The organism is Planococcus wigleyi, assembly GCF_014836985.1.
Taxonomy (GTDB): Bacteria; Bacillota; Bacilli; order Bacillales_A; family Planococcaceae; genus Planococcus; species Planococcus notacanthi.
Genome location: NZ_JACSPU010000004.1, coordinates 319,617 through 346,086 on the forward strand (window position 1 = coordinate 319,617; position 26,470 = coordinate 346,086).

The window sequence follows — 26,470 nt, forward strand, 5'->3', positions numbered from 1 at the left end:
AAAAGCACACAGGATTTTCATCCCGCGCGCCTTTATTCCACATCCGTCAGCTTGGCTGATTTTCATAAGCTTCAATTATTTTGGCCACCAGTGGGTGGCGGACAACATCCCCGCTTTCGAGGTATTGGAAATGGATGTTGCGAACCCCTTTCAAAATTGTTTCTGCCGCAATCAATCCGGATTCCGCTCCACGCGGCAAATCGATTTGAGTTTTGTCTCCGGTAATGATCATTTTCGATCCGAAACCAAGACGCGTCAAAAACATTTTCATTTGTGCTTTAGTGGTATTTTGCGCTTCGTCGAGAATAACAAAAGCTTCGTCCAGTGTCCGCCCTCTCATATACGCCAGAGGAGCGATTTCAATGGTGCCGCGTTCGATAAAGCGATTGGTTTGCTCAAGGCCGAGTACATCATGCAGGGAATCATAGAGCGGACGCAGATATGGATCCACTTTCTCTTTCAAGTCGCCGGGCAGAAAACCAAGGCTTTCTCCCGCTTCTACAGCAGGCCGTGTCAAAATGATCTTTTTCACATGGCCGTTTTTCAGTGCCTGGACAGCCATCACTACAGCTAAATAGGTCTTGCCTGTCCCAGCTGGTCCGATTCCAAATACCAGGTCCTTGCTGCGTACAGCATGGATGTAATGCCGCTGGCCGATGGTCTTCGCCCGTATCGATTTGCCGTTCGCATTGCGGGCCACTTCTTCGTCGTATAACTCCGCGAAGTATTCAATCGTTCCGTTTTTGGCCATCTCGATGGCAGAGACGATATCGCGTTGATCGATATTGATATTTTTGCGAATCACCCGCAATAATTGTTCAATCAATAATTTTCCAGTCTGCTTGCCCTCTTCGGAACCTGATAATTTAATAACGTCACCACGGGTAATAATATGGATGTCGAACGCTTCTTCGATTAAAGTTAAGTGGTTATCTGATATCCCGAGCAGCTGAACCGCTTCATTTGGGTCTTTCACATGTAATTCTAGTAGGTTGTTTTCTGTCATGTGGACGCTCCTTGGAATCGAGTATTTACTGCTATTTTTACTCTATCATTAAAGATAATCCTTTGTAAAATATTTGTATTAGATAATTCGAACTATAAGATTTTGTTTTCTCGGAATGTGTAAATTTCGCTGGATTTTGAATCGATTTTCTGTGTAAACCAAAGTTTTATTCCAGCTCTTTTTGTTTACATAATAAAGTTATCAGAAACATAAAAGGTCGGCCAGTAAAAACTGGCCGACCTTTTATCTTTTGGATTTGGGCGGCATCAAAATCTCTGCCATGATGATCCCTCTTCTGACATCCTCATTAGTCAACGGCAGGAAGTCATCTGCGTCTTTTTCTTTCTGTGCAACGGATGGCTGATTTCTCACTGACCGTAAACCGCCAGTAGTGATGCGGTCTTCTATTTCATCTTGCACTTCACGGGACGACACTCGGCGTTGGACTTCCTGGCGCGCTTCCCGGAGAGGCGTTCGATTTACCACTTCTTCCACTTGTTTTTTCACTTGCTGTGTTCGTTCAGGTCGCTGGGTTTGCTGTTTCTGCAGTTCCCCGTAAATCTCTTTGGCATAATCTTCTACTCGCTTAAACGTTTTTTGACCAGAACGCCTGTCGTCAACAGTGGATGATCTTGTCGGGACGGGGCGTTTCGGAACATCGTCAGCCGAGTCTTTTTTGTTCTTATTGAAAAAAGCACTAATCGCCATGATTACAAGCCCAAATATGAGAGCTTCCATACGAAAAACCTCCCTTATGGTTATCGCCGATTATTTATCGTCGGATTTGTCCATACCGGTTTTCGAAATGGACTCTCGCATACCTGTATCTGCTTGAACATTTTTATAGTTGATATAATCCATAACACCGATATTTCCTGAACGAAGCGCTTCGGACATCGCAAGCGGCACTTCCGCTTCCGCTTCGACAACTTTCGATCTCATTTCCACAACTTTCGCTTTCATTTCCTGTTCACTTGCAACAGCCATTGCTCTGCGTTCTTCAGCTTTAGCCTGGGCAATTTTCTTATCTGCTTCAGCTTGTTCAGTCTGCAGTTCCGCACCGATGTTTTTGCCGATATCAACGTCAGCAATATCAATCGATAGGATTTCAAAGGCCGTACCTGAGTCCAAGCCTTTCGAAAGAACAGTTTGAGAAATCAAGTCCGGGTTTTCAAGAACTTTTTTGTGGCTTGTGCTTGAACCGAGTGTTGATACGATACCTTCACCAACACGGGCAACGATCGTTTCTTCACCCGCACCACCGACTAGACGGTCGATGTTCGCACGAACCGTGATACGCGCCTTCGCTTTCACTTCGATTCCATCCATCGCAACACCGGCGATAAATGGTGTTTCAATCACTTTCGGGTTAACCGACATTTGAACTGCTTCCAACACGTCACGCCCTGCCAAGTCAATTGCAGCTGCACGTTCAAATGGCAATTCAATGTTTGCGCGATGCGCAGCAATCAATGCGTTGACTACGCGGTCAACGTTACCGCCTGCCAAGTAATGGCTTTCCAGTTGGTTGATGCTGACTGTCAAACCTGCTTTTGACGCTTTGATCAACGGATTTACAATCCGTGATGGAATAACACGGCGCAATCTCATCCCGATCAGTGTAAAGATACTGATTTTAACGCCTGCTGCCAATGCTGAAATCCATAATGTAATTGGCACAAATGTGAAGAAAATTGCCAAAACAATGATGATACCTATTATCGCTGCGCCTAAACCAATTGCTTCAATTCCCATTCTCTTATTCCTCCTCTTGTTTTTCAAGTTCGCGAACAACTATGCGCGAACCCTCTACCTTGATTATCTTAACATCTTTCCCATTGTCGATAAACCTGCCCTCCGAAACGGCGTCAATGCGCTCGTCATCCAGCTTGATTGTGCCTGAAGGGCGAAGCGCCGTTACAGTCCGGGCAATTTTGCCGACAAGTTCCGGGCGATTTGTAGTCGATACGTATCCACTTTCTGTATCGGTGGCATCCGTCAAGATAATCCGTTTGAACAAATCCAGCCGCTTACCAAAGAATTTCACTACAATCACCATCCCTACTGTTGCTACTATCATTGCAATAAGTACTGCTATGGCGGTGGACTTTAAATCGCCTCCAGCCAATAAAATGCTGCCAAGAATAGCGGCGATCCCGAGGAATCCGGCAACACCGCCCGGAATAATGAACTCGGCCACCAAAAGCCCGAAGCCGATGACCAATAAAATGATGGACTCGTATCCTGCCAAGCCTGCCACCAAGTGACCGTAAAAAAACAACAACAAGGAAGACAGCCCAATAATCCCAGGAATCCCGACTCCTGGTGTAAAAAGTTCAAGCAGCAAACCCAAGCCTGCAATTGACAAAAGGATCGGTACAACGATCGGATTGGTCAGGAAACGAGCTAGACTTTCTGAAAATGTTTCATCGACTGTAACAACCGAAGCATTTTCATAGCCTTTTAGCGCCAGCAACTCGCCAAGAGAAGATACAGTCCCTTGCGAATAGCCAACCTGTTCAGCTTCCTGCGCTCCCAACGTCAGCAGCTCACCTTCTGCAACTCCCAGCTCCGGGAGAGCCATTGAAGCATCAGCCATTGCCAATGCATACTCAGGATCCCGACCGGCTGTCTGAGCTGCATTCTTCATGGAAGCGAGCCATGCGCTGTTCGCCTTATCCGCAGCCGCATTCCCCGCCTGGTCGATCACCTGCGCAGCGCCCATGCGGCCGTTTGGATGCATATAGATTTCATCGTTATGCAAGGCCAGGAAAGCACCAGCCGATAAAGCATCTTGGTTGACGAATGCCATTGTTTCCAGCTGTGTTTTATTGAGTAGCCGAGCAATGCCGTCTGCCGCATCCACAAAACCGCCTGGCGTATCGATTTCAAAGATGATGGCCTCTGCTCCAGCATCTTCAGCTTCTTCAATGCCCCGTTCGATAAAAGCTTGCAGTCCTCGTTCAACTTCATCTTCGATCGGAATTACATACACTGTCGAAGTGTCCGCCTGGATCGCCGGGAGCATGAGCAGAAAAGATAACAGTAAAAGTCCAAATCCTGTATAGACTTTGACTCTGCTCAATGGGATCTCTCCTTTCGCAAGTTAAATTTACTGTTTGTATATATACGGATGAAACTGGATTCGGTTTCATTTTTTTGAGCTATTTTCATTATAAATGATTGGCTGCCCAATAACGAAAGAATGCGCTTACAAATATGACAATTAGAAAAGCCGCCAACACATTTACTGTGTTGGCGGCTTAGGCTGGTCGTTCATATTTTTTAAAAGTCGATTATACTTCTTAATGTCAATTAAAATTTACGTTTACGCGCAGCTTCTGATTTTAATTTACGTTTCACGCTCGGCTTATCATAGTACTCGCGCTTTCTTACCTCTTGCATTGTTCCAGATTTAGAAACAGTGCGTTTGAAGCGGCGAAGAGCATCTTCAATCGATTCGTTTTTACGAACTGTAGTTTTTGTCATCTCTTTTTCCCTCCCTCCGAACACACGTTGAAGCGAAGAACAACAAGTGTTATATACTCAAAAATTATATCGTATTCTCAAAGAAAGGTCAATAGTTAATAATCGGAATCTGAAGTTAAGCCCTGCATAATTTTAACGCCTGAGCTTGCACCGATGCGTGTTGCTCCTGCTTCGATCATCGCTTGAACATCTTCCAGACTGCGAACGCCGCCTGAAGCTTTAACACCCAGATCAGGACCTACTGTCTCGCGCATCAATTTTACGTCCTCGACAGTCGCTCCACCAGTTGAGAAGCCGGTTGAAGTTTTAACAAAGTCAGCTCCTGCTTCTTTGGACAGCCGGGAAGCCGCCGCTTTTTCTTCGTCGGTCAGCAAGCATGTTTCAAGGATCACTTTCACGATTGCATTTCCTTTTGCCGCATTGACAACCGCTTCGATATCTTTTTTCACATGGTCCGTGTTGCCGCTTTTAAGGGCACCTACATTCAACACCATGTCAATTTCGCCTGCACCTTTTGAAATAGCGTCAGTTGTTTCGAAAGCTTTTGTTTCCGGAGTCGATGCACCAAGCGGAAAGCCGATAACTGTACATACTTTGACTTCAGTGCCTGCCAATTCAGCTGCAGCAGTTTCAACCCAAGTCGGATTGACACATACAGAAGCGAACTTGAATTCAGCTGCTTCTTTGCAAAGCTGGATAACTTGGCTTTCGGTCGATTCCGGTTTTAGTAATGTGTGGTCGATATATGATGCAATGTTCGTCATAATAGAAAATCTCCATTCTTGTTTAAAGTCAGTTACTCATCAGGCCAGTTCTCCCAACCGGGAAATGCCGCCGATCACTGTTCTGAGCGTTTTGGATGCCTTGTACAGGCATAGCCCCATTCCTATTCAAACTCACAGGAAATAGCGGCCAGTGCGTACAAAGGCGCAGTTTCTGTCCGCAGAATCCGAGGACCAAGCGAAGTGAAAACCGCCCCGAAGTTTTTCAAAGCAGCCACTTCAGAATCTGAAATGCCGCCTTCCGGGCCAAAGACAATCAGGACTGAATCTTTATCATACAACGCTTTTAAAATTTCAGCAAACCGCGTCCGGTTCCCGTCCCGCGCCTCTTCTTCATAAGCGACGATAACGGTGTCATAGGTTTCAGCTTGGACCATCAATTGCTTGAAACTGTGGACGGGATGGATTTCAGGGATGTGGGTTCTGTGAGATTGTTCAGCTGCCTCCTTAGCGATTTTTTGGAGCCTGCCGATTTTTTTCCCGCTTTTGGAACTGTCCCATTTGACAATCGAACGCTCTGCTGCAAATGGCAGCAGCGCGTACATTCCCAGCTCTGTTGCTTTTTGTGTAATCAAATCAAGCTTATCGCCTTTCGGCAACCCACAAGCAATGGTCACTTTTTTAGGCAATTCAACTTGCGTTTCCAATTTCTCGCCAAGCTCCACTTCCACATCGAAATCCGCCGTGACGATTTTTGAAAGGTGCGCTTCGCCTTCCATTACTGCGATCAAATAATCTCCTGCAGTTTGGCGCATAACTTTGGCGATGTGCTTAGCATCATCGCCGGTTATTGCCACTATTCGATTTTCAGGAATTTTGCCTTCTATAAAATATCGTTGCATCGTGGCACCCCGTTATTCAGGTTTTTTGGAAATGATGGTGACCCAATCTTCCATCATCATGACGTCTTCAATGACAAAGCCAGATGCTTCGAGCGCTTCTTTGACATTGTTCTTCTTCGCTGCAATGATGCCGGATGTGATGTACTGGCCACCTGGTTTCACGACCTTGAACGCATCATCTGTAAAGGACATGATGACTTCCGCCAGAATATTGGCGACGACCACGTCACCCGGTTCCTTGATTTTATCGACCAGGTTGCCTTCTTCTACGGTCACAGTGTTTTGAACTTTATTCAGCTTGACGTTGATTGTTGCTGATTTTACAGCAATGTCATCCAAATCCAGCGCATAGACTTCTTTGGCAGAAAGCAAAGCCGCTCCAATCGCCAGCACTCCTGATCCCGTACCTATATCAATGACTCGGTCTCCCGGCTTAACTGTCTTTTCAAGTGCCTGTAGGCTCATAACAGTAGTTGGATGCGTGCCTGTACCAAAAGCCATTCCAGGATCCAATTCAATGATCAATTCATCGCTTGATACCGGATTATAAGTTTCCCATGTCGGCACAATTGTGAAACGTTTGGAGATTTTGACGGGATGATAATATTTTTTCCATGAAGTCGCCCATTCCTCTTCGTTCACTTCGCTGATGGTCACTTCGTTTTTGCCCAAATTAATATCAAATGCCACCAGGTTATTGATAGCCAACTTAATGGCCTCAACCGTTTCGCCTAAAAAACTATTGACCGGCAAATAAGCTTTCAAGATCACGCCGTCCACTGGAAAATCTTCCGGATCCAACGAATAGATTTCACCAAAACGATCTTCCCGTTCTTTCGTCAAATCTTCCGAATCCTCGATGACTACTCCGCTGGCACCTGCTTCATGCATGATATTGGAAACTGCTTCAATCGCTTCATTCGTGGTATGGATTGCTAATTCTGACCATTTCAATTCCGTCCAGCTCCTTTTTCGCTTCCACAATCAGCAAGACTCCCGCATTACGCAAGAGTCTACTGGTTGCAGAAACTGGATTAATTACTGACAGCAACTTCCCCATCAGTCCAGGTTCTCACTTATTCGCCTTTAATGGTCCGTTTGATTTTATCAAACAGCGAGCTGCTGTGTTCTTCTGGAATATCCCCGCTGATTTCAGCAAACTCACGCAGCAGCTGTTTTTGCTTCTCGCTGAGTTTTGTTTGTGTTTTGACGCGGACAATGACATGTTGATCTCCGGTTCCATAGCCATGAACGTTTTTGACGCCTTTGCCTTTCAGTCGGAAACGGGCTCCACTTTGTGTACCAGCTGGAATCTTCAACTTCACTTTACCTGAAATTGTCGGAACTTCGATTTCATCCCCCAATGCGGCCTGTGGATAGGTGATGGAAATATCCAGATAGATATCGTCCCCTTCACGCTGGAACTGTTTATGCGGTCTGACGCGGAATACAACATAGAGATCCCCTGCTGGTCCTCCGTTGATCCCCGGTCCACCTTGTCCAGTAACGCGCAATTGCTGGCCATCGTCTACACCGGCTGGAATCGTGACTTTGATTTTCTTGACTTTGCGCACTTTTCCTTCGCCGTGGCATGTCTGGCATTTTTCTTCGATGATTTGGCCAGAGCCTTCACAATGATGGCAGGCACGGCGGTTGACCATACGGCCAAATGGCGTATCCTGCGTCACATTCAGCTGGCCGGAGCCTTCACAGTATGGACATGTCTTCTTCTTGGTACCTGGCTTAGCGCCAGAACCGTCACATGTTCCACATGTTTCGTCTTTCGGCAATTCAACTTCCGATTCCTTGCCGAATACGGCATCCATGAAATCGATGGTCATGGAGTACTGAAGATCATCGCCTTTACGTGGTGCGTTCGGATCGCGGCGTCTTGAACCTCCACCGAAGAAAGTGCTGAAAATATCATCGAAACCGAATCCCTCAGCTCCGCCGAATCCGCCGCCGCCAAAGCCTTGGTTCGGATCCTGATGGCCAAACTGATCATATTGTGCACGTTTTTGCTCATCGCTTAATACTTCATATGCCTCTTTAACTTCCTGGAACTTAGCAGAAGCATCTTTATCTTTATTGATGTCCGGATGAAACTTTTTAGATAAGGTCCGGTATGCTTTTTTAATTTCTTCTTTAGAAGCGGACTTGGATACGCCCAGTACTTCATAATAATCTCGCTTATTCATAAGTCACTCTCCCTCTAGCAATCAACTGTAATTGTACACGGTTTAAATCACTGATGCAAAGACATTGAAAAAGCCAAAGCATGTTGCTTTGCTTTGACTTTTCAAGTTCTTGCTTATTTTTTATCGTCGTTAACTTCTTCAAATTCAGCATCGACTATATCGTCGTTGCCTGGAGCTGCGCCTTCTTCTTGAGTAGCTTGTTGAGCTGCTGCTGCCTGCTCGTACGCTTTCATGGAAAGGCCTTGAAGAATCTCCTGCAATTTATCTTTTTTCTCACGGATGTCTTCGATGTTGTCAGACTCCAATGCCGCTTTTAGTTCGTCGCGCGCATCTTCCGCTTGTTTTTTCTCTTCTTCAGAGACAACTTCACCAAGGTCAGTAATTGTTTTGTCAGTTGTGAAGACAGCTTGGTCCGCTTCGTTGCGAAGTTCAACTTCTTCTTTTACTTTAGCATCCGCTTCAGCGTTTTCTTCTGCTTCTTTGATCATGCGTTCGATTTCATCGTCCGTCAAAGAAGTGTTGGATTGAATTGTAATTGTCTGCTCTTTTTGTGTCCCCAGATCTTTCGCTTTAACGCTGACGATACCGTTTTTATCGATATCGAAGCTTACTTCGATTTGCGGCACGCCGCGTGGAGCTGGCGGAATATCTGCCAATTGGAAACGGCCAAGCGTTTTGTTGGCTGCTGCCATCGGGCGCTCCCCTTGCAATACATGAATATCTACAGCCGGCTGGTTGTCAGCAGCAGTTGAGAATGTTTGCGATTTTGAAGTCGGGATTGTCGTGTTGCGTTCAATCAATTTAGTGAATACGCCGCCCATTGTTTCAATACCAAGAGATAATGGCGTTACGTCCAATAGGACAACGTCTTTAACGTCACCAGTCAATACGCCGCCTTGGACTGCTGCACCCATAGCTACAACTTCATCCGGGTTAACACCTTTATGCGGGTCTTTGCCTGTTTCTTTCTTAACAGCTTCCTGTACGGCTGGAATACGAGTAGATCCACCGACAAGGATAACACGGTCAATTTCAGAAGCAGAAATGCCAGCATCTTTTAACGCCTGGCGAGTCGGCCCCATTGTGCGTTCAACTAATGAAGAAGTCAATTCATCGAACTTCGCACGGCTCAATGTAACTTCCAAGTGAAGAGGTCCAGCTTCTCCTGCTGTGATGAACGGCAGTGAAATTTGAGTTGACGATACGCCAGACAAATCTTTTTTCGCTTTTTCAGCCGCATCTTTCAAACGCTGTGTCGCCATCTTGTCTTTCGACAAGTCAACGCCGTTTTCTTTTTTGAATTCCTGCACCAAATAGTCGATGATCAATTTATCGAAGTCATCGCCACCCAGACGGTTGTCGCCGGCAGTTGATTTTACTTCAAAAACGCCGTCGCCCAGTTCAAGGATCGATACGTCGAACGTACCGCCGCCAAGGTCATAAACAAGGATTGTTTCATCTGTATCTGTTTTGTCCAAACCGTATGCAAGTGCTGCAGCAGTAGGCTCATTGATGATGCGTTCCACTTCTAAGCCTGCGATACGCCCAGCATCTTTTGTTGCCTGGCGTTCTGCATCGTTGAAATAAGCTGGAACTGTGATAACCGCTTTTGTTACTTTTTCGCCTAAGTATTCTTCAGCATAGCCTTTAAGATATTGAAGAATCATTGCAGAAACTTCTTGTGGCGTATATTCTTTGCCTTCAGCTGTTACTTTTTGCTGAGTACCCATCAAACGTTTTACGGATTGGATGGTGTTCGGGTTTGTGATCGATTGGCGTTTTGCCACTTCGCCGACTTGGCGTTCACCATTTTTGAAAGCGACAACAGAAGGTGTTGTACGGTTGCCTTCTGGGTTTGGAATGATTTTTGGCTCGCCGCCTTCTAATACTGCGACTGCTGAGTTTGTTGTACCTAAGTCAATACCGATAATTTTGCTCATTATGAATTCCTCCAATAATTTTTTATTCGTTTACTTTTACCATTGCCGGACGGAGAACCCGTCCTTTTAGGATATAGCCTTTTTGCAATTCCTGCAGGACAGTTCCCGGTTCAGCGGAATCATCTTTTTCCTGCATGACTGCCTGATGGAAGTTCGGGTCGAAAGGTTCGCCAACCGCCTTGATTTCTTCCAAGCCTTCGCGGCTGACAGCTTCAATCAAGGATTTTTGGACCATTTCGACACCCTTCATTACAGAAGCCGATTCTTCGCTGGTGGTTTGAAGCGATAATGCACGCTCGAAATTATCCAAAACTGGCAGGATATCTGACAGCAGGGATTGAGAGCGGAATTTATTGGCTAAATCTTTGTCTATTTGCGTACGCCGTTTGAAATTATCATAATCGGCAAGCAGGCGCAAATATTTGTTCTGTTCTGCTTCCAACTGTTTGCGCAGCTCTTCAGCTTCGTCAACCGTTTCTTCCTCCTGCTCAGCGGAAAGGTCAACTTCCGGAGTTTCTGTATCCGCGAATTCTGTTTCCTCTTCAGCAACAGGCGCTTTCGCTTTTTCTTCCACTTCTTCAGCCATATCTTGTTCTTCAGTTTTTAATGGTTCATTTTTTTTTGACAAGTCTATTCCTCCTTTGTTCACGTTCCTTTAAACATGCGGGTCAACTCTTTCGATAAATCACCGCTTAATAGGTCCAATATGGAAACAATACGTTTGTAATCCATTCGTTTTGGCCCGATTATGGCAATTGACCCTGTTTGTTCTTCACCGATATCGTACGACACCGTAATGACACTGCAATCTTCCATTGCCGACAGCGTATTTTCCGAGCCGATGCGGATGTGGAGGCCTTGGCTTCCCACTGGCAAGATCATCGGAATATGCTTGGCTTCTTCCATAACATCCATCAAATTTCTGATTTTCTGGAGATCGTGAAAATCAGGTTGCTTGAGGATGTTCAATTTCCCACCGTAAAAGACGTTTTCATCTTCATGCGGCAATAAAACCGCTTTTCTGAACGTATGGAATAATTCGCCATAGTGTTCAACATGCTGTTTCAAGATCATCAGCGTTTCCTGTTCCAACCGCAGATGCAGGTTGTTCAGTGAGACGCCAACCAGCCGTTCATTGAGGATATTGGCCATCTTCTCAATATCTGATGGGTTAAGACCAGGCGGAATGGAAAACACGCGATTCTCCACATGCCCCGAATCGGTTACGATAATCGCAACCGCAGCATTTTCCGTCAACGGCACGATCGACAATTTCTTAACGATATGCATGCGCACATCAGGCCCTAAAAGAATGGATGTGTAATTGGTCAACTCCGAAAGAATCATCGCCGAGCGCTTAATGATTTCTTCAGTCTCTGTCAATTTTTCTTCAAAGATGGAACGCAATTGCACGATATCCTGTTGCGGCAATGGCCTTGGCGTCAGCAGGTGATCGACATAATAGCGGTACCCTTTTTCGGAAGGAATGCGTCCGGAAGACGTATGGGTTTTTTCCAGGAAGCCCATTCTTTCAAGCTCGGCCATCTCGTTGCGGATGGTTGCCGAACTATAGGAAATCCCAGGCTTCTTGGAGAGTTGGTTCGATCCTACCGGCTGAGCTGATTGAATATAATCATCCACTGTCACCTTTAAGATGAGCAGTTGCCGTTCTGTTAACATGATCATCACCTCTGTTAGCACTCTAAGTACCCGAGTGCTAATACTACATTAAAATTAACAAATATAACGACCCTTGTCAACGCAAGACCCCTATGCCAATAAAAATTGTTCAAATACTTCGTTGCCGACAAACCGGCCTTTTCTGGTCAACCGGACAAAGTCTCCGGCGATCTCCAAATTTTTCTTTTCGATTTCCTTTTCCAATATGCTGCCGTATACATCCTGTATCGGTTTTTGGAACTTATCCTGGAAATGTAGCAGCGATACACCGTTTGTCTTCCGCAGCCCTAAAAACATTTCCTCTTCCATTTTTTCATGGACCGGCACTTCATGTGTATTGAGGATCGGACGCTGGCCTGAATCCAGCGGTTCCATGTATTTTTTCAACGGTCCGGCATTCGAATAACGGACGCCGTCTACATAACCATGCGCGCCTGCTCCAACACCAATGTATTCAACATTGTCCCAATACAGGAGGTTATGCCGGGACTCATGGCCTGGGCGCGCGAAGTTGGAGATTTCATACTGTTTCAGTCCCCGGCCGTCCATTTCATTCATCAACCGTTCGTACATATCCGCTTCCAAATCTTCTGTGACAGTATTCAACTTGCCTTTTGTCATCAAGTTGTAGAAGACAGTCTTCGGTTCAATGATCAGCGAGTAGGCGGAGAAATGCGGCAAGTCGAAAGCGAATGCCTGTGCGAGCGTATCTTCCCATTGCTGCATGCTCTGGCCCGGCAGCCCGTACATCAAATCAAAACTCAAGTTTTTGAAGCCGACTTGGCGCGCTGATTCGACCGCCCGCCCAACATCGGTATTGCTGTGTGTCCGGCCAAGCCGTTTCAGCAGGTCTTCATCAAATGACTGGACGCCCATGCTCAAACGGTTGACGCCTCCGTCAAACAACACCTGCATTTTGTCGCCTGTCAGTTCATCCGGATTGGCTTCTGAAGTCCATTCCAAGTCGTCTGCCATCGGCACATAGCGGTGGATATAGGATAACAGCTTCTCCAGCTGAACAGGTGTCAGCGAAGTTGGCGTGCCGCCTCCCAGAAAAATCGTTTCAAGCGGCTGGTCAAGTGCTCCTTGTTCTTTCCATAAAGCCAGCTCCTTCCCGACAGAATCGATATAGGCATCTACGGGCTGGTCTTTGAAAAAGACTTTATTGAAATCACAGTAAAAGCAGATCTGGTGGCAGAATGGAATATGGATATACAATCCTTTAACCATTTTTATTTCCTCTTTTCTAATAAGAAAAGGAGGCTGAAATTCCCGCCCCCTTTCTTCCGTTTATTTTGATTGGTCATCCATTTTCAGGATCGCCATGAATGCTTCTTGTGGAACTTCAACAGATCCAACTTGCTTCATGCGTTTTTTACCTTCTTTTTGCTTGTCCAAAAGTTTGCGTTTTCGGGAGATATCCCCGCCGTAACACTTGGCAAGAACGTTTTTGCGCATGGCACTGATGGTCTGGCGTGCAACAATCTTCTGGCCGATGGCGGCTTGGATCGGCACTTCGAACTGCTGGCGCGGGATCAGGCTTCTCAACTTATCAACGATCACTTTGCCGCGTTCATAGGCAAAATCACGATGGACGATAAAGCTTAAGGCGTCGACTTGTTCAGAATTCAGTAGAATATCCATCTTCACAAGTTTCGACTCTTTGTAGCCGATCAATTCATAATCAAATGAAGCGTAGCCTTTTGTTCCCGATTTCAGCTGATCAAAGAAATCATAGACGATTTCAGCAAGCGGCAGCTCATAGATGATGCTGACACGTGTGTCGTCGACATAATCCATTGTCATGAAATTGCCTCGCTTGCGCTGGCAGATTTCCATAACTGCGCCGACATAATCATTCGGGACCATGACAGTCGCTTTCACATAAGGTTCTTCAACCATTTGGATTTTCTGCGCGTCCGGCATCATGGCAGGGTTATCGATTTTCAGGATTTCCCCGTCCGTCATGTGTACGTCGTAGATTACACTTGGTGCTGTTGTGATCAAATCAATGTTGAATTCACGCTCGATGCGTTCCTGAATGATTTCCATATGCAACAAGCCGAGGAAACCACAACGGTAACCAAAGCCAAGCGCCTGGGAAGATTCCGGTTCAAATTGCAGAGCGGCATCGTTCAACTCCAATTTCTCCAGCGCATCACGCAAGTCGTTGTATTTGGATGTATCGATCGGATACAATCCGCAATAAACCATCGGATTCAAACGGCGATAACCTGGCAATGCTTCTTTTGCCGGGTTATCGGCCAATGTAATAGTATCTCCGACGGTGGAATCGCCGACATTTTTGATGGCAGCGGTCAAAAATCCGACATCGCCAACCGTCAATTCATTACGAAGCGTTGCATGAGGAGTGAAAACCCCTGCTTCAATCACTTCAAATTCTTTTCCGGAAGCCATCATCTGGATGCGGTCTCCAGGCTTCACAGTTCCTTCCACAATCCGGATATAAGCGACGACGCCACGGTATGGATCGTAAAGGGAGTCAAAGATCAATGCTTTTAACGGCGCATTCGGGTCGCCTGTTGGTGCAGGAACTTTTTCGACAATCTGTTCAAGAATATCCTCGATGCCGATTCCCGCTTTTGCTGAAGCCAATACAGCTTCAGAAGCATCCAATCCGATAACATCTTCGATTTCCTGGCGAACACGCTCCGGATCGGCAGCAGGCAAATCGATTTTATTGATAACTGGCAGGATTTCCAAGTCATTGTCTAATGCCAAGTAAACGTTTGCTAAAGTCTGGGCTTCTATGCCTTGAGCCGCATCGACAACCAGTACAGCGCCTTCACAGGCGGCCAGGCTGCGTGATACTTCGTAAGTGAAGTCGACATGGCCCGGTGTGTCGATCAAATGCATAATATAGATTTCTCCGTCTTTGGCTTTATAATTCAGCTGGACAGCATTTAATTTGATGGTAATGCCACGTTCCCGTTCAAGATCCATGGAATCCAGTGACTGTGCTTTCATTTCACGGGAAGTCAGCGCTTCCGTCTTTTCTAAAATTCGGTCAGCAAGCGTAGACTTGCCGTGGTCAATATGCGCAATAATTGAGAAGTTGCGGATTTTGCTTTGACGGGATAATCTTTCCTCATTATTCATTCTCTTCACTCCTAAATAAACTACTATGAATTATAGCAGTACAGCACGGATTGAGCAATGAAAGCCCCAGAAATCATTTCAGTGTCAAGTGAAACTTCTTTGCACGTAACTATTGCATTCCTGTCGTCGATTTGATAAAATAACTCTTGTTGTATAGAGACATTAAAGAGTTGGGATGATTTCCCCTCTTACATATTGTCTAGGAGGTGAAAGATATGCCAAACATTAAATCTGCAATCAAACGTGTGCGCACGAACGAAACTAAAAACGCTCAAAACTCACATGTGAAATCAGCAATGCGTTCTTCTATTAAGAAAGCTGAAACAGCTTTGACTAACAAAGACGATAACGCTAGCGATTCTGTAAAAGCTGCGATTAAACAGGTGGAAAAAGCGGCTTCTAAAGGCTTGATCCATAAAAACACTGCAGCTCGTAAAAAATCGAGCTTGATGAAAAAAGCGTAAAACCTTTTAAAAAGCCGGTTCCTCCAGAGGAACCGGCTTTTTTTCTATGCATGTTAACGTTTCATTTGAGACGCGCGCTTCATCAGGAAAAATTCCAGGATGCGCTCACGGTTGCCGCTGACTGTCTTCAGCTGCAGATCGATCGCCGCCAAATCCCCCAATACTTGAAGCAGCCGCTTCTCGGAAATCTGTTGGCGCTTTTCCACCAGCAGCTTGACGCGGTACGGATGGGCTTTCAATTGTTTGGAGATCTGCTGCGCATGATAGCCTTTTTTCTGCAAGTAATAGACTTGGATCATGAAGCGAATCTGCGAAGCCAGCAAAGCCGTCAGCGCCACAGGTTCTTCTTTTTGCCTCAACAAATCATAATAGACACTGAGTGCGCCGCTGACATCGCCGTCCAAATAAGATTGCAGCATTTTGAAGGCATCCTGTTCGAGCGTCCGCGCAGTCATTCTTTCTACAAGGTCTACCGTGATATCGCCTTCCGCTGCACCAAGGTACAACGACATCTTCTCAATTTCCGAAGACAGCAGAGTCAGATTGGTGCCTGCCATTTCCATCAGTCGCTGCGCCGCTTTCAAATCGATGCCTTTTCCAAAACTTTTCGCTTCATGCATCAGCCAGCTTTCCAGATCATTTGTCTGCAAAGATTTCGCTTCCACCAGAACGGTATGCTGTTTCATCAGCTTGGTGACTTTTTTCCGCTCATCCAGCTTTTCATAAGGTGCAACAAAAATCGTCACAGAACTGCCCGGTGGATTTTCAAGCCACGCTTCCAAAGCCTTCAAGTCATGATTGATCTTTTCCTTGCCGCGTTCCGCCGCCTTCAGGAACGAAGCATTGCGAGCGATTATGAGCTTTCGGTCGCTGAAGAAAGGAATGGTATCCGCTTCATCGATGACGTGGTCAACAGGAACTTCATCCAAATCAAAAAATGTCAGTTCCAATTCCCCGCCGTCCGTTAATTTATCTTTTAATAAGTCCAATGTTTTTTCAATGAAATAGCTTTCTGTTCCCACTATGAGATAAACAGGGTCTATTTGCCCGCTGCGTATGGATTTCCACACGGATGTAATCATCGTATCAGCCTCCCTCTCTCTACTATATCGGATTTTTGCCCATTTGGGTATTTGACAGTTATGTGTCAGCGCAGAAATTCGTTTGTTAAAGTCCACTTCAATCTAGATTTTTATTCAGACTTCGCTTATAATTAGAAGGAATTAGGAGGGATTTCAATGAATGAATTTGAACAGAATGTACAGTCCAAACGTAACGATGCAATCGACGCGGGAATGGGCTTTGTCGTATCCTTTGGATTTTTCGCCCTTATCTTTATCATCGCTGGACTTGTACAGTTCGCTGCACGGTAATTAAATCAAAAAAGGTTCCGGAGTTTCATATCCGGAACCTTTTTTTGTTGCTCAATACATCAGTCAACGCATAGTCTCCAACTCCACCTGTCCATCATTATATAACAGCCGGATGGTGCCGTTTTCAGCAGTGTTCAATGTACGGAGTTCCAATTCACTAAAGCGCTCGACCACTTCCAGGCTCGGATGGCCGTAACGGTTATCAGCACCCGTTGAAAATATCGACAGTGCAGGCTTGAGGGCAGCCAGGAAGCCTTCGCTGCTGGATGTTTTGCTGCCATGATGACCGACTTTCAATACTGTCAGCCCGGCAAGATCAGGTGCGTAAGACTCCAGCAGACGCGCTTCGCCTTCCGCTTCCAGGTCTCCCGTAAACAAAATTCGGTAATCGCCCGTTTTCATCAGCAACACCAAGGAATCATTATTGCCTTCGTACTCCTCATCATCCGGCGACAGGTACGCAAAGTGCGTTTGTCCTACGGCCCAATTTGACCCCTTAGCCGGAAATGCCACTTCCGTCTGCGCCGCATCAGGAGCCAGTTCGACCATCAACGCATTCGTCGCTGAGCCTGGCGTCAAATGCAACTGATCAATAGGAAACAGCTTGAAAATCTCCTCTGCTCCTTCTGCGTGATCGGCATCCGGATGCGAAATGATGAACAGATCCAGTGAAGAGATTCCACTCCCCTTTAAATAGGGTGCTACAACCTGCCTGCCAATTTCGTAAGGCCGCTTCTTCTCCTTAAAAGCTTCGGTATCGAATCGCAGCAAGCCACCGCTGTCGATCAAATAGACCGCTTCCCGGTAAGGCAATTCAATTACTGCACTATCCCCTTGGCCAACGTCCAAAAATGTCACTTTCAAACGTGGATCCAAATAAGGCAACGCTGTGAACAGCAGGGCCGGAATAACCAAAATCAGCAATTGGCGCCAACGGAACCCCAATTCTGCCGCGCAATAAAATACATAAACACTGGCAATGAGCAAGCAGACGGCCAGAACTCCCGGCTTTCCAGGATTCCACAATTGATAAGGCAAATCTGCCAGCCACAGCATTAATTGCCCAACCAGCCCACGCAAAGGTTCGTAAAAATAAAACAGGAAATCTGCCGCCGGTCGGCACAGCAGAGTCAGAAACAACAGCAAAAAATTCATCGGCAGAATCAGCAAGGTGAACAGCGGGACAAACAGGCTATTCACCAGGAATGCAGACAGAGACAATTCATAAAAATGAAACAGCAGCAACGGATACAAGGTCACTTGAGATATGAAGGTGATGACAAATCCCGTTTTCAAAGCAGACTGGATTCCCCTCAACAATTTTAGCGAGTATATAATACCGAATGTCGCGCCATAGGACAGTTGGAATCCAATTTTGAAGAGGACATACGGATTCCATAACAGCAAAAGAATCATACTAGTTAACATAACATTTGCAATAGGCAACCGGAATCCAAGCAACTTTCCTGTTAATACAAGAGTTACCATGCTGACAGCCCGCCAAACTGAAGGGGCACCACCAGCCATGACTGCGTAAAGCGGCAGAATGATGAGCAGAATGACTGTAGCCGACTCTTTTCGGACATGCAGGCGGATAAGGATGAAATACAGCATCCCTGATGCGATTCCCACATGCAATCCCGAAATGGCAAACAGATGAGAAATTCCGAGTGTTTGATAAATGCGTTGATCTTCCAGGTCCATGTTTTCCCGCTCCCCGATCAGCAGCGCTTCCGCTTCTACTGACAAGCTTTCGGGAAAATGTTCACGGATATGGCGCTTGAGTGCATCACGCCTCCCCAACAGCCCTGTAAGCCACGAATCGTTTTCGCTGATGCCTTCAATCGACTGAACAACCAGTAACCGGGAAGCTCCATTGTGGATCAGGTATTCTTCCATATTGAACGAATAACGATGGGAAGGCGGTGACGGAACCTCAAATACCCCCTTTACCAGAAAGTCCGACCGGTCCACCAGGCCTTCCAGCTGATTTTTTTGCTCTTCCGAAGCTATTCGATAACGGGCATAGACGACCGTCCCATCCGCGATCACCGCAAAGCCTCTTAGGCTGTCACCATCGACAGCTGCCCCTGAACGGAATGTCAGCTTGCCCGAATATGGAAGCGAGTAATCAAAATGGTCCTGGCTCCGGAAATCCTGCAGCAAGTAAATTGCGCCGGCAACTAAAAGGATACCCAGAATAAGCATCGGACTTTCTCTTTTCCAACACATCCAACAAAAAAGCAGCGCCATGAACACGAGTTGAACCGGTGTTTCATGCGCTGCATATGTGGCAAGAGCTGTAGCAGTTGCCAGGTACAAAAATAGATTGGCTGTTACACTTCGACTTCTCCGAATAATTGGTTCACCCGTTCATTGTAATGGGCCAATTCTTCTTCGCTTCCGCCTTTTTCACGTATTTTTTCCAGCAGCTCCATATACAGAGCCGACTTTTCGACACTTAAAAAGTCGATTTTTCGCTCATCGAATACCACTTGCACCACTTCTACACCAGCCTGTTCCAATAGTTCGATGGCGTATTCATGATTCTTGTAATCAGTGGCGTAATACAGGCGGGAAATCCCTGACTGAATAATCGACTTGGTACATTGCAGACAAGGAAAATGGCTGACGTACATATCGGCTCCATCGACGCTGACACCGTATTTAGCGCATTGCAGCAATGCATTCATTTCTGCATGGACGGTCCGGACACAATGTCCATCAACGACATAGCAGCCTTTATCAATGCAGTGGTCGCCGCCTGAAATCGATCCGTTATAGCCCCCGGCCATGATTCTGCGGTCGCGCACAATGGTGGCTCCAACCGCCAGACGTGTACAAGTACTTCTAAGTGCCAGTAAATGGCTTTGCGCCATGAAGAATTGATCCCAAGTTATTCGCTTCATTTAATTGCCTCCTGCATGTGTAGTTAAAATAAGTGTAGCAGAGGCAGTCGTTTCGTCAACCGTCTTTTCTAGTCGAGCTTGCTATTTAGTAGTGATCAACTCTTTTAATTGTTCGAAGGTTTTATCGCCGATGCCTGTGACTTCAGTCAATTCTTCCGGTGTTTTGAAGCTGCCGGCTTCTTCCCGGTAAGCAAGGATCGCAGCGGCTTTGGAAGGGCCGATGCCCGGCAACTCCATCAACTCGGTTTCAGTTGCCTGATTGATGTTGATCAAGCTGCTGCCGCCCGCTGAAGCTGTCTGTTCCAATGCGGGCAGGACGATTTCTTCACCGGCCGCCGGTACGTATAAACTGGTTTCATCAGCAACAATCAATGCCAAATTGATGGCGCGGCTGTCGGCTTCAGACGTAAATCCACCAGCTGCGTCTATAGCATCCTGCATACGGGATCCTGGCGCGAGCTCATAAACGCCGGGATTGGCCACTTGGCCTTTCATATCAATCATTACAGTAGATTCGATTACAGGGTCTTCGTTTTCAGGAGTTTCTGTCTGCTGAGGGGATTCAGCGTTGATCAGTTCTAGAGAAGGAACAGGAGTTTTTTCAGGGTTTCCTTGAGGAAATAAAAAATAAATCAACAGCAGCGCAATGGCGGCAGCGGGGATCAACAGCCATGCGGTTTTATTCTGAAGCTGGGAAAGTTTCAGCTGGCATTCCTCGTTTCTTCAGAAGGCAATTAAATAGAAGCTGTTTGAATTATATATTAATTCCATTTCACTTGTCCATCCTTTTCGAAATAGAAAAAAGCCCCCTGCATTGTGCAGGAGGCTGAGTAGAATTCTTGTTTATTTTTTAGCATAAAAGAAAATGCGTTCACTTTCTTCATCTGGAGCCTGATCCGAAAAATCGGCTGTAATCGATTCTATGGAAAATCCGGCTTCTTCCAGCCACTTGATGTAAACATCCACCGGGAAAGTCATCTGTTCATGCGTTTCTTCGAAGCGCTCAAACAAGCCATTCTGGCGGACAAAAAAAGTCATGTCATGAATCACACTATGTTCTGCCTCTCCAGGCTCGGTATGCCAAATATAAGCGATTTCCTCTGCATCATAAACAAACGGACTGTCCATATAAACTGTATCCACTTTGAAAACGGAATGCACATCAAAGAAAAAATGGCCTCCTGAGTTCAAGGCTTCATAAGCTTCCCTGAACGTCTGCCGGACCTGTTTGCCGCTCTGCAGATAATTTAAGGAATCGATTGCAATCGTGACGATATCGAAACCGGCAAGCCCTTCCAAGTTGTCCATGGACAATTGAAGCACCGGAATAGACTGGTTTGCCTCTTGAAACCGTTGATTGGCGACCGTCAGCATGTCTTCAGACAAATCGCTTGCGGTCACTTCATAGCCCATTTCAGCAAAAAGCTGTGACAATGTGCCGGTTCCGCACGCCACGTCCAGCAATTTGCCGGACGGGACGTGGGAAGCGACCCACTCCACATACTTTTCATAAGGAATATCTTCCATCAGTCCATCATAGACTGCGGCAAATTTTCCGTATTTCATATTTCCATTTGCGGAGCTTCTCTCCACAGGCGTTCAAGGTTATAGTACGAGCGTTCGTCTTTATGGAAAACGTGGGCTACCACATCTCCAAGGTCAACAAGGATCCAGCGTGCTGAATCGAATCCTTCAACACTTTTCACTTCGTGGCCTTCTTCGTGTGCTTTGTCCATGATTTCTTTTGCAATCGATTGGACTTGGCGATCGGAGTTCCCTGTACAAATAACGAAGAAATCAGCCAAAAGCGAAATCCCCTCCATATTCAAGACAACGATGTCTTCCGCTTTTTTGTCTTCCGCAGCATTATAAGCTACTTGCAGTAAAGTTTCTTTAGTCATTCTTTCACTTTCCCTTTCTGTTGCACGAAGTAGTTGTAGCACTTCAGTGAATCCGGAAATACCGGTTGATTTTTTGATACTAAAAATTCGATGGAATGTTTAACCGAGGCTTCCATCATAACATCCAATCCCCGATCTTTTAATTGTCGCAATTCTTCAACACCGGAAAACTTTCGGTTGGGCTCGATCAAATCGGCAATATAGACGACTTTTTCCAAGTCAGACATCGCTTCGCGCCCCGTCGTATGGTAACGGATGGCATTCAGGACATCTTCATCCTCCACTCCGAATTCGGTAGTTGCCAAATAAGCGCCAACCGGTGCATGCCAAAGTTCCGCATGGTATTCAAGCAAGAGCGGGTCCATCTCTTCAGAGACAATGATGGATTTCATCCAGTCACGATCCGAAAACTTCGCAACGTCGTGAAGAATGGCAGCAATTTCAGCTTTGGATTCAGAAACATTGAATTCCTTTGCCAGTTCAATCGCCGTATCCACTACCCCAAGCACATGCGTAAAACGATTGTCAGGCAGCCGTTCTTTAACTTTCTCCAATATTTGGCTTGGCTCCATACAACCCCTCCTCTCGAATAAATGCTTCCACTTTGTCAGGCACCAAAAATGCCAGCGGCCGCCCAACAGCAGCACGTTCTCTCAACATGGTCGATGACAGCAGCAATTCAGGTGAATCGATCATCATAACCGGATAAGGTGTTTCTGTATTATACCCCGGGCGCTTGACTCCGATAAAGCGAACCAACTTCACCAAATCATCGATGCGATACCAGGAAGGCAAACCTTCCACCATATCTCCGCCGATGATGAAGTAAAATTCCGCATCCGGTTCTTTTTCTGTCAGCTTTGTCAATGTATCAAACGAATAGGAAACGCCGCCGCTGTTGATTTCGAATTCCTCCACCCGGAATTGCGGATGGCCGGATATCGCCAGCCGTGTCATTTCCAGCCGCTGCTCAGCACTGGCTCCCGCTACATCTTTATGAGGTGCAATAAAATTCGGCATGAAGCGCACTTCATCCAGTTTCGCTGAATGGTATGCTTCGCTGGCCATAATCAGATGGCCGAGATGAGGTGGATTGAATGTTCCGCCCAATATCCCGACTTTTTTCATCGTTTGACCGGCAGCTCGATTCGTTTGTTGTTGACCGATTGCTTGTAAAGGACCACCGTATGACCAATCAATTGGACCAATTCCGATTTGGTGCCTTTTGCAAGAGCTTTCGCCACTTCATCTTTGCCGTCTTCATTGTTTTGCAGAATGCTGATTTTTACCAATTCGCGTTTTTCTAATGCTTCTTTGATTTGTACAAGCATCGCTTCATTGACGCCGCCTTTTCCTACCTGGAAAATCGGATCAAGATGATGTGCTTCGCTTCTCAAAAAGCTTTTTTGTTTAGTTGTTAACATAAGTGCCTCCTAGTTTTTCTGTGATCAATTGAATCATTTTCTCGGTGTTCGGCTGAACGCCCGTCCATTTCTCAAATGCAATTGCACCTTGATAGACGAACATGCCGACTCCGTTTACTGTCACGCAGTTTTTTTCTTTTGCTTTTTCTAAAAAAGGGGTAACCAAAGGTGTGTAGATGATATCCGCCGCTACTGTCCCAGCCTTGATCCGTTCCAAGGAAATCGGCAACGCTTCCCCTGTCGACAAACCGACTGAAGTGGTTTGGATGACAACAGAGAATTCTGCCAGCCGCTCTTCAGATTCCAAAAGAGTCACAGCGCTGGCACCGATTTCAGCAGCCAATTCCTCGGCTCTCCGGAATGTCCGGTTGGTGATGGTAATATCGGCAAAACCTGCACGTTTTAATGCAAAAGCGATGCCTCTTGCAGCGCCACCGGCACCAATCAGCAACACTTTCGCTGTCTTATCGACCGGATGCACGAGCAATGACCGGACAAAACCATCGCCATCGGTATTTGAACCCACAAATTCTTTGCCATCAAAATGCACGGTATTGACCGTATTCATCTGCATGGCGCTTTCGTCCAGGCTGCCGAGAAACGGCACAATGGACTGCTTATGCGGCAAGGTGATATTGAAACCGCTGATACCCAAGGTTTTCATGGCTTCAAAAGATTTTTCCAAATGTTCCGGTTCCACATGGATCGGAATATAGGCCGCATCGATGCCATGCTCGTCAAACCATGTTTCATGCATAAACGGGGATAGGGAGTGGGCAATCGGATCACCGATTACCGCGTACCATTTCTTCATCCAAAAACCTCCTAGATCAGCGATGGGCGCAACATGACTTCTACACCTTTAGGGGCATGGGCAGCAATGACTGCGTTGCCGTGCTGAATCGTGATCCAGCCAAGCCCGGAAAATACGATATCTGTTTTGGCATCTTTAACACGGAATTCATGGCGCACCAATTCAGGGAATTCGTCTTTATACTCAGCTGAAGGCGGCGCCAGCATATCTCCCAGATGCTGCTCATAGAGGGCATCTGCATTTTCCAATTTCGTACGGTGTATCGGCAGGTCATTGGCAACATGGACCGTAAACGATGAACGCTCCCCTTGAATAAAGTCAAAGCGCGCCAATCCTCCCACAAACAAGGTCTGCTCGGCATTCAGCTGGAACACACGCGGCTTGATTTCTTTTTTCGGCATGATCTGCTTTAGATCTGCTGTCTTTAAATGATGAGCCAATTGGTGATGGTTGATGATTCCCGGAGTATCAAATAATGAACGTTTGTCATCCAAAGGAATTTCAATCATATCCAATGTCGTTCCAGGGAAATGTGACGTTGTGATGACATCCGATTGGCCAGTCGCCTGTTTGATGACACGGTTGATGAACGTCGATTTCCCAACGTTTGTACAGCCGACCACGTAAACGTCTTTGCCTTTGCGGTACTTTTCAATGGCTTCCATCGCTTCCGGAACTCCTGTCCCTTTATGGGCACTGACCGTCAAGACATCGATTGGGTGCAAGCCCAATTTTTTGGCTTCCTGCTTCATCCAATTGACGAGTTTCTGTTGTTTGACCGACTTCGGCAGAAGATCCGCTTTGTTGGCAACTAACAAAATATCATTATTCCCCACAAAACGGTGAAGGCCTGGAAGCCAGCTGCCGTTGAAGTCGAAAATATCGACGATTTTCACGATCAGTCCATCACGTTCGCCCAATCCATTTAAAATACGCAGGAAATCATCGTCCGTCAACGATACCGGCTGAAGTTCATTGTAATTCTTTAAACGGAAACAGCGTTGGCAAATAATTTCTTCTTTTTCCAATGAAGACGGCGGAGCATATCCTACCTCTTCTTTGTTTTCAGTTTGAATCTGTACACCGCATCCGATGCATGTTGGCATTTCACTCAATTTTCTTCCTCCCACATCAATTGTCCTTTTTCTTTCAATCTCTTCATGATTCTGCGCTCGACTCTCCGGTTAAAACGGGTGAAAAACCCATCTGATTGCGCCACCGGCAACACCAGGATCGTATGCATCTTATTTAAGTTGCCTCCGAAAATATCCGTCAGCATCTGATCCCCGATCACCACTACCTGATCGCGTTTTGCTTCCATAATCCGAAGCGCCTTGCGGAAAGCGCGGCCCATCGGTTTGCGTGCCTGGTGAATAAACGGAATACCTAAAGGATCCGCAAAAGATTTAACGCGCAATTCCTTGTTGTTGGAAACGATGACGACTTGAATACCAGCTTCCTTCATTGATTTCAACCATTCAATCAATTTTGGCGTCGCATCCGGACGGTCCCATTCCACCAGCGTATTATCCAAATCCGTAATGATTCCTTTAATATTCTTTTCAATTAATGTTTCCGGCTTAATGTCAAAAACGTCTTTTACATATTGGCTTGGTACAAAATTCTGATACACGGCAACCCACTCCTGTTTTCCTAACTTAATTCTACTGATTATACCATAATTCCTAACGGTTCTCCCACCTTGATCCGATTGCCATTCGACATATCTTCAACAAATTCAATGGAGTTCGCCTCAAAAAACAAAACAACTGTGGAACCAAAACTGAAATACCCCACTTCGTTTCCTTTTTGCCATTCGCCGCCAGTCTCGGTCAATTTGATGGAATTGACGAACATGGCGCCGACTTTGACTACCAGCATATTGCCGAAAGCGGTATCGAGTTCAGTGACCATTCGGTAATTGCCACTGATCGGCGCTTTGCCATATTGTAATCCGGCAGCATTAACCGGGTAGGATTTTTTTCCAAGTACATACTGTCTGTTGACCTTGCCGTCAGCAGGGCTGTGGATCCGGTGGTAATCGGCCGGAGACAAATAAAGCACTGCGTATTTTCCATCCTGATAGCGATCGGCTAAAGCCTTATCCCCTAAAAGGTCAGCTAACGAGTAATGCTGTCCTTTTACAAGAAAATGCACATTTTCATGCAGGTCACCGGCAATTTCAATTTTTCCATCGACAGGAGAAACTACTGGTGCCGGAGCGACTGGGCGGCTCCCCGGCGACAATTTCCGCACGAAGAAATCATGGAGAGTCGAAAAAGAGTCTAACGGTTTTTCAACATCATCCGTTAAAATCTGATAGGCTTTAATATACCCTGGAATAAATCTGCGGCTGTTTTTAGATTGGGCAAATTTGCGGATTAAATTTGAAGTATAAGCTCCATTGGTCAATTCGATGGAGCGCTGGTACAAATATTTTTTCATAGAGATGCCTCCGTTGCTAAAATAGTCTACCATTTTTTTACCTTTCACAGTATAATAGAGTGAACAAGTTTACAAAAAAGAAG

29 protein-coding genes are annotated in these 26,470 nt (G+C 46.1%); 2 read left to right on the top strand and 27 right to left on the bottom strand.

All coding sequences use genetic code 11. The annotated features are described in order from the left end of the window. Positions 1-46: 46 nt before the first annotated feature. The 14 genes from H9630_RS12980 to lepA all read right to left on the bottom strand — a co-directional run bounded on the left by H9630_RS12980 (position 47) and on the right by lepA (position 15,057). A complete protein-coding gene (locus H9630_RS12980) occupies positions 47-1,006 on the bottom strand; it encodes a PhoH family protein (RefSeq protein WP_191715897.1) in 960 nt (319 codons plus the stop codon). Positions 1,007-1,249: 243 nt separating this feature from the next. Then, a complete protein-coding gene (locus H9630_RS12985) occupies positions 1,250-1,744 on the bottom strand; it encodes a hypothetical protein (protein ID WP_191715898.1) in 495 nt (164 codons plus the stop codon). A 30-nt stretch (positions 1,745-1,774) separates the two neighbouring features. After that, positions 1,775-2,761: a flotillin-like protein FloA gene (gene floA / locus H9630_RS12990; protein ID WP_191715899.1), complete on the bottom strand. Its 987-nt coding sequence runs from the start codon at positions 2,759-2,761 to the stop codon at positions 1,775-1,777. A 4-nt stretch (positions 2,762-2,765) separates the two neighbouring features. Next, a complete protein-coding gene (locus H9630_RS12995) occupies positions 2,766-4,091 on the bottom strand; it encodes an NfeD family protein (protein WP_191715900.1) in 1,326 nt (441 codons plus the stop codon). 230 nt (positions 4,092-4,321) lie between these two features. Next, complete coding sequence (gene rpsU, locus H9630_RS13000) at positions 4,322-4,495, bottom strand: 30S ribosomal protein S21 (protein WP_008431605.1); 174 nt, start codon at positions 4,493-4,495, stop codon at positions 4,322-4,324. A gap of 95 nt (positions 4,496-4,590) precedes the next feature. Beyond that, a complete protein-coding gene (deoC, locus tag H9630_RS13005) occupies positions 4,591-5,259 on the bottom strand; it encodes a deoxyribose-phosphate aldolase (RefSeq protein ID WP_191715901.1) in 669 nt (222 codons plus the stop codon). Between the two features lie 122 nt (positions 5,260-5,381). Next, complete coding sequence (locus tag H9630_RS13010) at positions 5,382-6,119, bottom strand: 16S rRNA (uracil(1498)-N(3))-methyltransferase (protein WP_191715902.1); 738 nt, start codon at positions 6,117-6,119, stop codon at positions 5,382-5,384. Positions 6,120-6,131: 12 nt separating this feature from the next. Continuing rightward, positions 6,132-7,073, bottom strand: a complete 942-nt coding sequence (gene prmA, locus H9630_RS13015) for a 50S ribosomal protein L11 methyltransferase (protein WP_191715903.1) — start codon at positions 7,071-7,073, stop codon at positions 6,132-6,134. 122 nt (positions 7,074-7,195) lie between these two features. After that, positions 7,196-8,317 (bottom strand): molecular chaperone DnaJ, encoded by a 1,122-nt coding sequence (gene dnaJ / locus H9630_RS13020; RefSeq protein WP_191715904.1) that lies wholly within the window; start codon positions 8,315-8,317, stop codon positions 7,196-7,198. 113 nt (positions 8,318-8,430) lie between these two features. Beyond that, positions 8,431-10,257, bottom strand: a complete 1,827-nt coding sequence (dnaK, locus tag H9630_RS13025) for a molecular chaperone DnaK (protein ID WP_191715905.1) — start codon at positions 10,255-10,257, stop codon at positions 8,431-8,433. Between the two features lie 22 nt (positions 10,258-10,279). Continuing rightward, entirely contained in the window at positions 10,280-10,885 is a 606-nt protein-coding gene (grpE, locus tag H9630_RS13030; protein ID WP_225218540.1) for a nucleotide exchange factor GrpE, read from the bottom strand. Between the two features lie 17 nt (positions 10,886-10,902). Further along, the gene (hrcA, locus tag H9630_RS13035) at positions 10,903-11,937 is read right to left on the bottom strand and encodes a heat-inducible transcriptional repressor HrcA (protein ID WP_191715906.1); all 1,035 of its coding nucleotides are present in this window, start codon (positions 11,935-11,937) and stop codon (positions 10,903-10,905) included. A gap of 90 nt (positions 11,938-12,027) precedes the next feature. Then, complete coding sequence (hemW, locus tag H9630_RS13040; RefSeq protein WP_191715907.1) at positions 12,028-13,167, bottom strand: radical SAM family heme chaperone HemW; 1,140 nt, start codon at positions 13,165-13,167, stop codon at positions 12,028-12,030. Between the two features lie 60 nt (positions 13,168-13,227). Further along, entirely contained in the window at positions 13,228-15,057 is a 1,830-nt protein-coding gene (gene lepA / locus H9630_RS13045) for a translation elongation factor 4 (protein WP_191715908.1), read from the bottom strand. Between the two features lie 215 nt (positions 15,058-15,272). Here lepA and rpsT point away from each other — a divergent pair, with 215 nt between their 5' ends. After that, positions 15,273-15,521 carry a 30S ribosomal protein S20 gene (gene rpsT, locus H9630_RS13050; protein ID WP_191715909.1) on the top strand — a complete coding sequence of 83 codons (249 nt, stop codon included), beginning with the start codon at positions 15,273-15,275 and terminating at the stop codon, positions 15,519-15,521. A gap of 53 nt (positions 15,522-15,574) precedes the next feature. On the opposite strand, the gene holA is transcribed toward rpsT, so the two are convergent. Then, the gene (gene holA, locus H9630_RS13055; RefSeq protein ID WP_191715910.1) at positions 15,575-16,603 is read right to left on the bottom strand and encodes a DNA polymerase III subunit delta; all 1,029 of its coding nucleotides are present in this window, start codon (positions 16,601-16,603) and stop codon (positions 15,575-15,577) included. Positions 16,604-16,759: 156 nt separating this feature from the next. Between holA and H9630_RS13060 the strand changes: the two genes are divergently transcribed. Then, entirely contained in the window at positions 16,760-16,894 is a 135-nt protein-coding gene (locus H9630_RS13060) for a YqzM family protein (RefSeq protein ID WP_008431587.1), read from the top strand. 63 nt (positions 16,895-16,957) lie between these two features. Here the strand turns inward: H9630_RS13060 and H9630_RS13065 are convergent, their stop codons facing one another. The 12 genes from H9630_RS13065 to H9630_RS13120 all read right to left on the bottom strand — a co-directional run bounded on the left by H9630_RS13065 (position 16,958) and on the right by H9630_RS13120 (position 26,387). Beyond that, positions 16,958-19,102 carry a DNA internalization-related competence protein ComEC/Rec2 gene (locus H9630_RS13065; protein WP_225218541.1) on the bottom strand — a complete coding sequence of 715 codons (2,145 nt, stop codon included), beginning with the start codon at positions 19,100-19,102 and terminating at the stop codon, positions 16,958-16,960. Between the two features lie 128 nt (positions 19,103-19,230). Continuing rightward, positions 19,231-19,803 (bottom strand): ComE operon protein 2, encoded by a 573-nt coding sequence (locus tag H9630_RS13070; protein ID WP_191715911.1) that lies wholly within the window; start codon positions 19,801-19,803, stop codon positions 19,231-19,233. Between the two features lie 81 nt (positions 19,804-19,884). Next, a complete protein-coding gene (locus H9630_RS13075) occupies positions 19,885-20,469 on the bottom strand; it encodes a helix-hairpin-helix domain-containing protein (RefSeq protein WP_225218542.1) in 585 nt (194 codons plus the stop codon). Between the two features lie 177 nt (positions 20,470-20,646). Continuing rightward, a complete protein-coding gene (locus tag H9630_RS13080) occupies positions 20,647-21,369 on the bottom strand; it encodes a class I SAM-dependent DNA methyltransferase (RefSeq protein ID WP_191715912.1) in 723 nt (240 codons plus the stop codon). Then, positions 21,366-21,704, bottom strand: coding sequence for a ribosome silencing factor (gene rsfS / locus H9630_RS13085; RefSeq protein WP_142827773.1), 339 nt, complete (start codon positions 21,702-21,704; stop codon positions 21,366-21,368). Before rsfS ends, H9630_RS13080 begins: the two co-directional genes overlap by 4 nt. Beyond that, positions 21,701-22,276 (bottom strand): bis(5'-nucleosyl)-tetraphosphatase (symmetrical) YqeK, encoded by a 576-nt coding sequence (gene yqeK / locus H9630_RS13090; RefSeq protein WP_191715913.1) that lies wholly within the window; start codon positions 22,274-22,276, stop codon positions 21,701-21,703. Before yqeK ends, rsfS begins: the two co-directional genes overlap by 4 nt. Further along, positions 22,245-22,832 carry a nicotinate-nucleotide adenylyltransferase gene (locus H9630_RS13095; RefSeq protein WP_191715914.1) on the bottom strand — a complete coding sequence of 196 codons (588 nt, stop codon included), beginning with the start codon at positions 22,830-22,832 and terminating at the stop codon, positions 22,245-22,247. The genes yqeK and H9630_RS13095 overlap by 32 nt, the downstream gene beginning before the upstream one ends. After that, a complete protein-coding gene (gene yhbY, locus H9630_RS13100; RefSeq protein ID WP_191715915.1) occupies positions 22,829-23,128 on the bottom strand; it encodes a ribosome assembly RNA-binding protein YhbY in 300 nt (99 codons plus the stop codon). The genes H9630_RS13095 and yhbY overlap by 4 nt, the downstream gene beginning before the upstream one ends. Continuing rightward, complete coding sequence (aroE, locus tag H9630_RS13105) at positions 23,115-23,942, bottom strand: shikimate dehydrogenase (protein ID WP_191715916.1); 828 nt, start codon at positions 23,940-23,942, stop codon at positions 23,115-23,117. The genes yhbY and aroE overlap by 14 nt, the downstream gene beginning before the upstream one ends. An 11-nt stretch (positions 23,943-23,953) precedes the next feature. After that, complete coding sequence (gene yqeH, locus H9630_RS13110; RefSeq protein WP_191715917.1) at positions 23,954-25,057, bottom strand: ribosome biogenesis GTPase YqeH; 1,104 nt, start codon at positions 25,055-25,057, stop codon at positions 23,954-23,956. Continuing rightward, the gene (locus H9630_RS13115; RefSeq protein WP_191715918.1) at positions 25,054-25,575 is read right to left on the bottom strand and encodes a YqeG family HAD IIIA-type phosphatase; all 522 of its coding nucleotides are present in this window, start codon (positions 25,573-25,575) and stop codon (positions 25,054-25,056) included. Before H9630_RS13115 ends, yqeH begins: the two co-directional genes overlap by 4 nt. A 38-nt stretch (positions 25,576-25,613) precedes the next feature. After that, entirely contained in the window at positions 25,614-26,387 is a 774-nt protein-coding gene (locus tag H9630_RS13120; RefSeq protein WP_191715919.1) for a phosphatidylserine decarboxylase, read from the bottom strand. Positions 26,388-26,470: the final 83 nt, after the last annotated feature.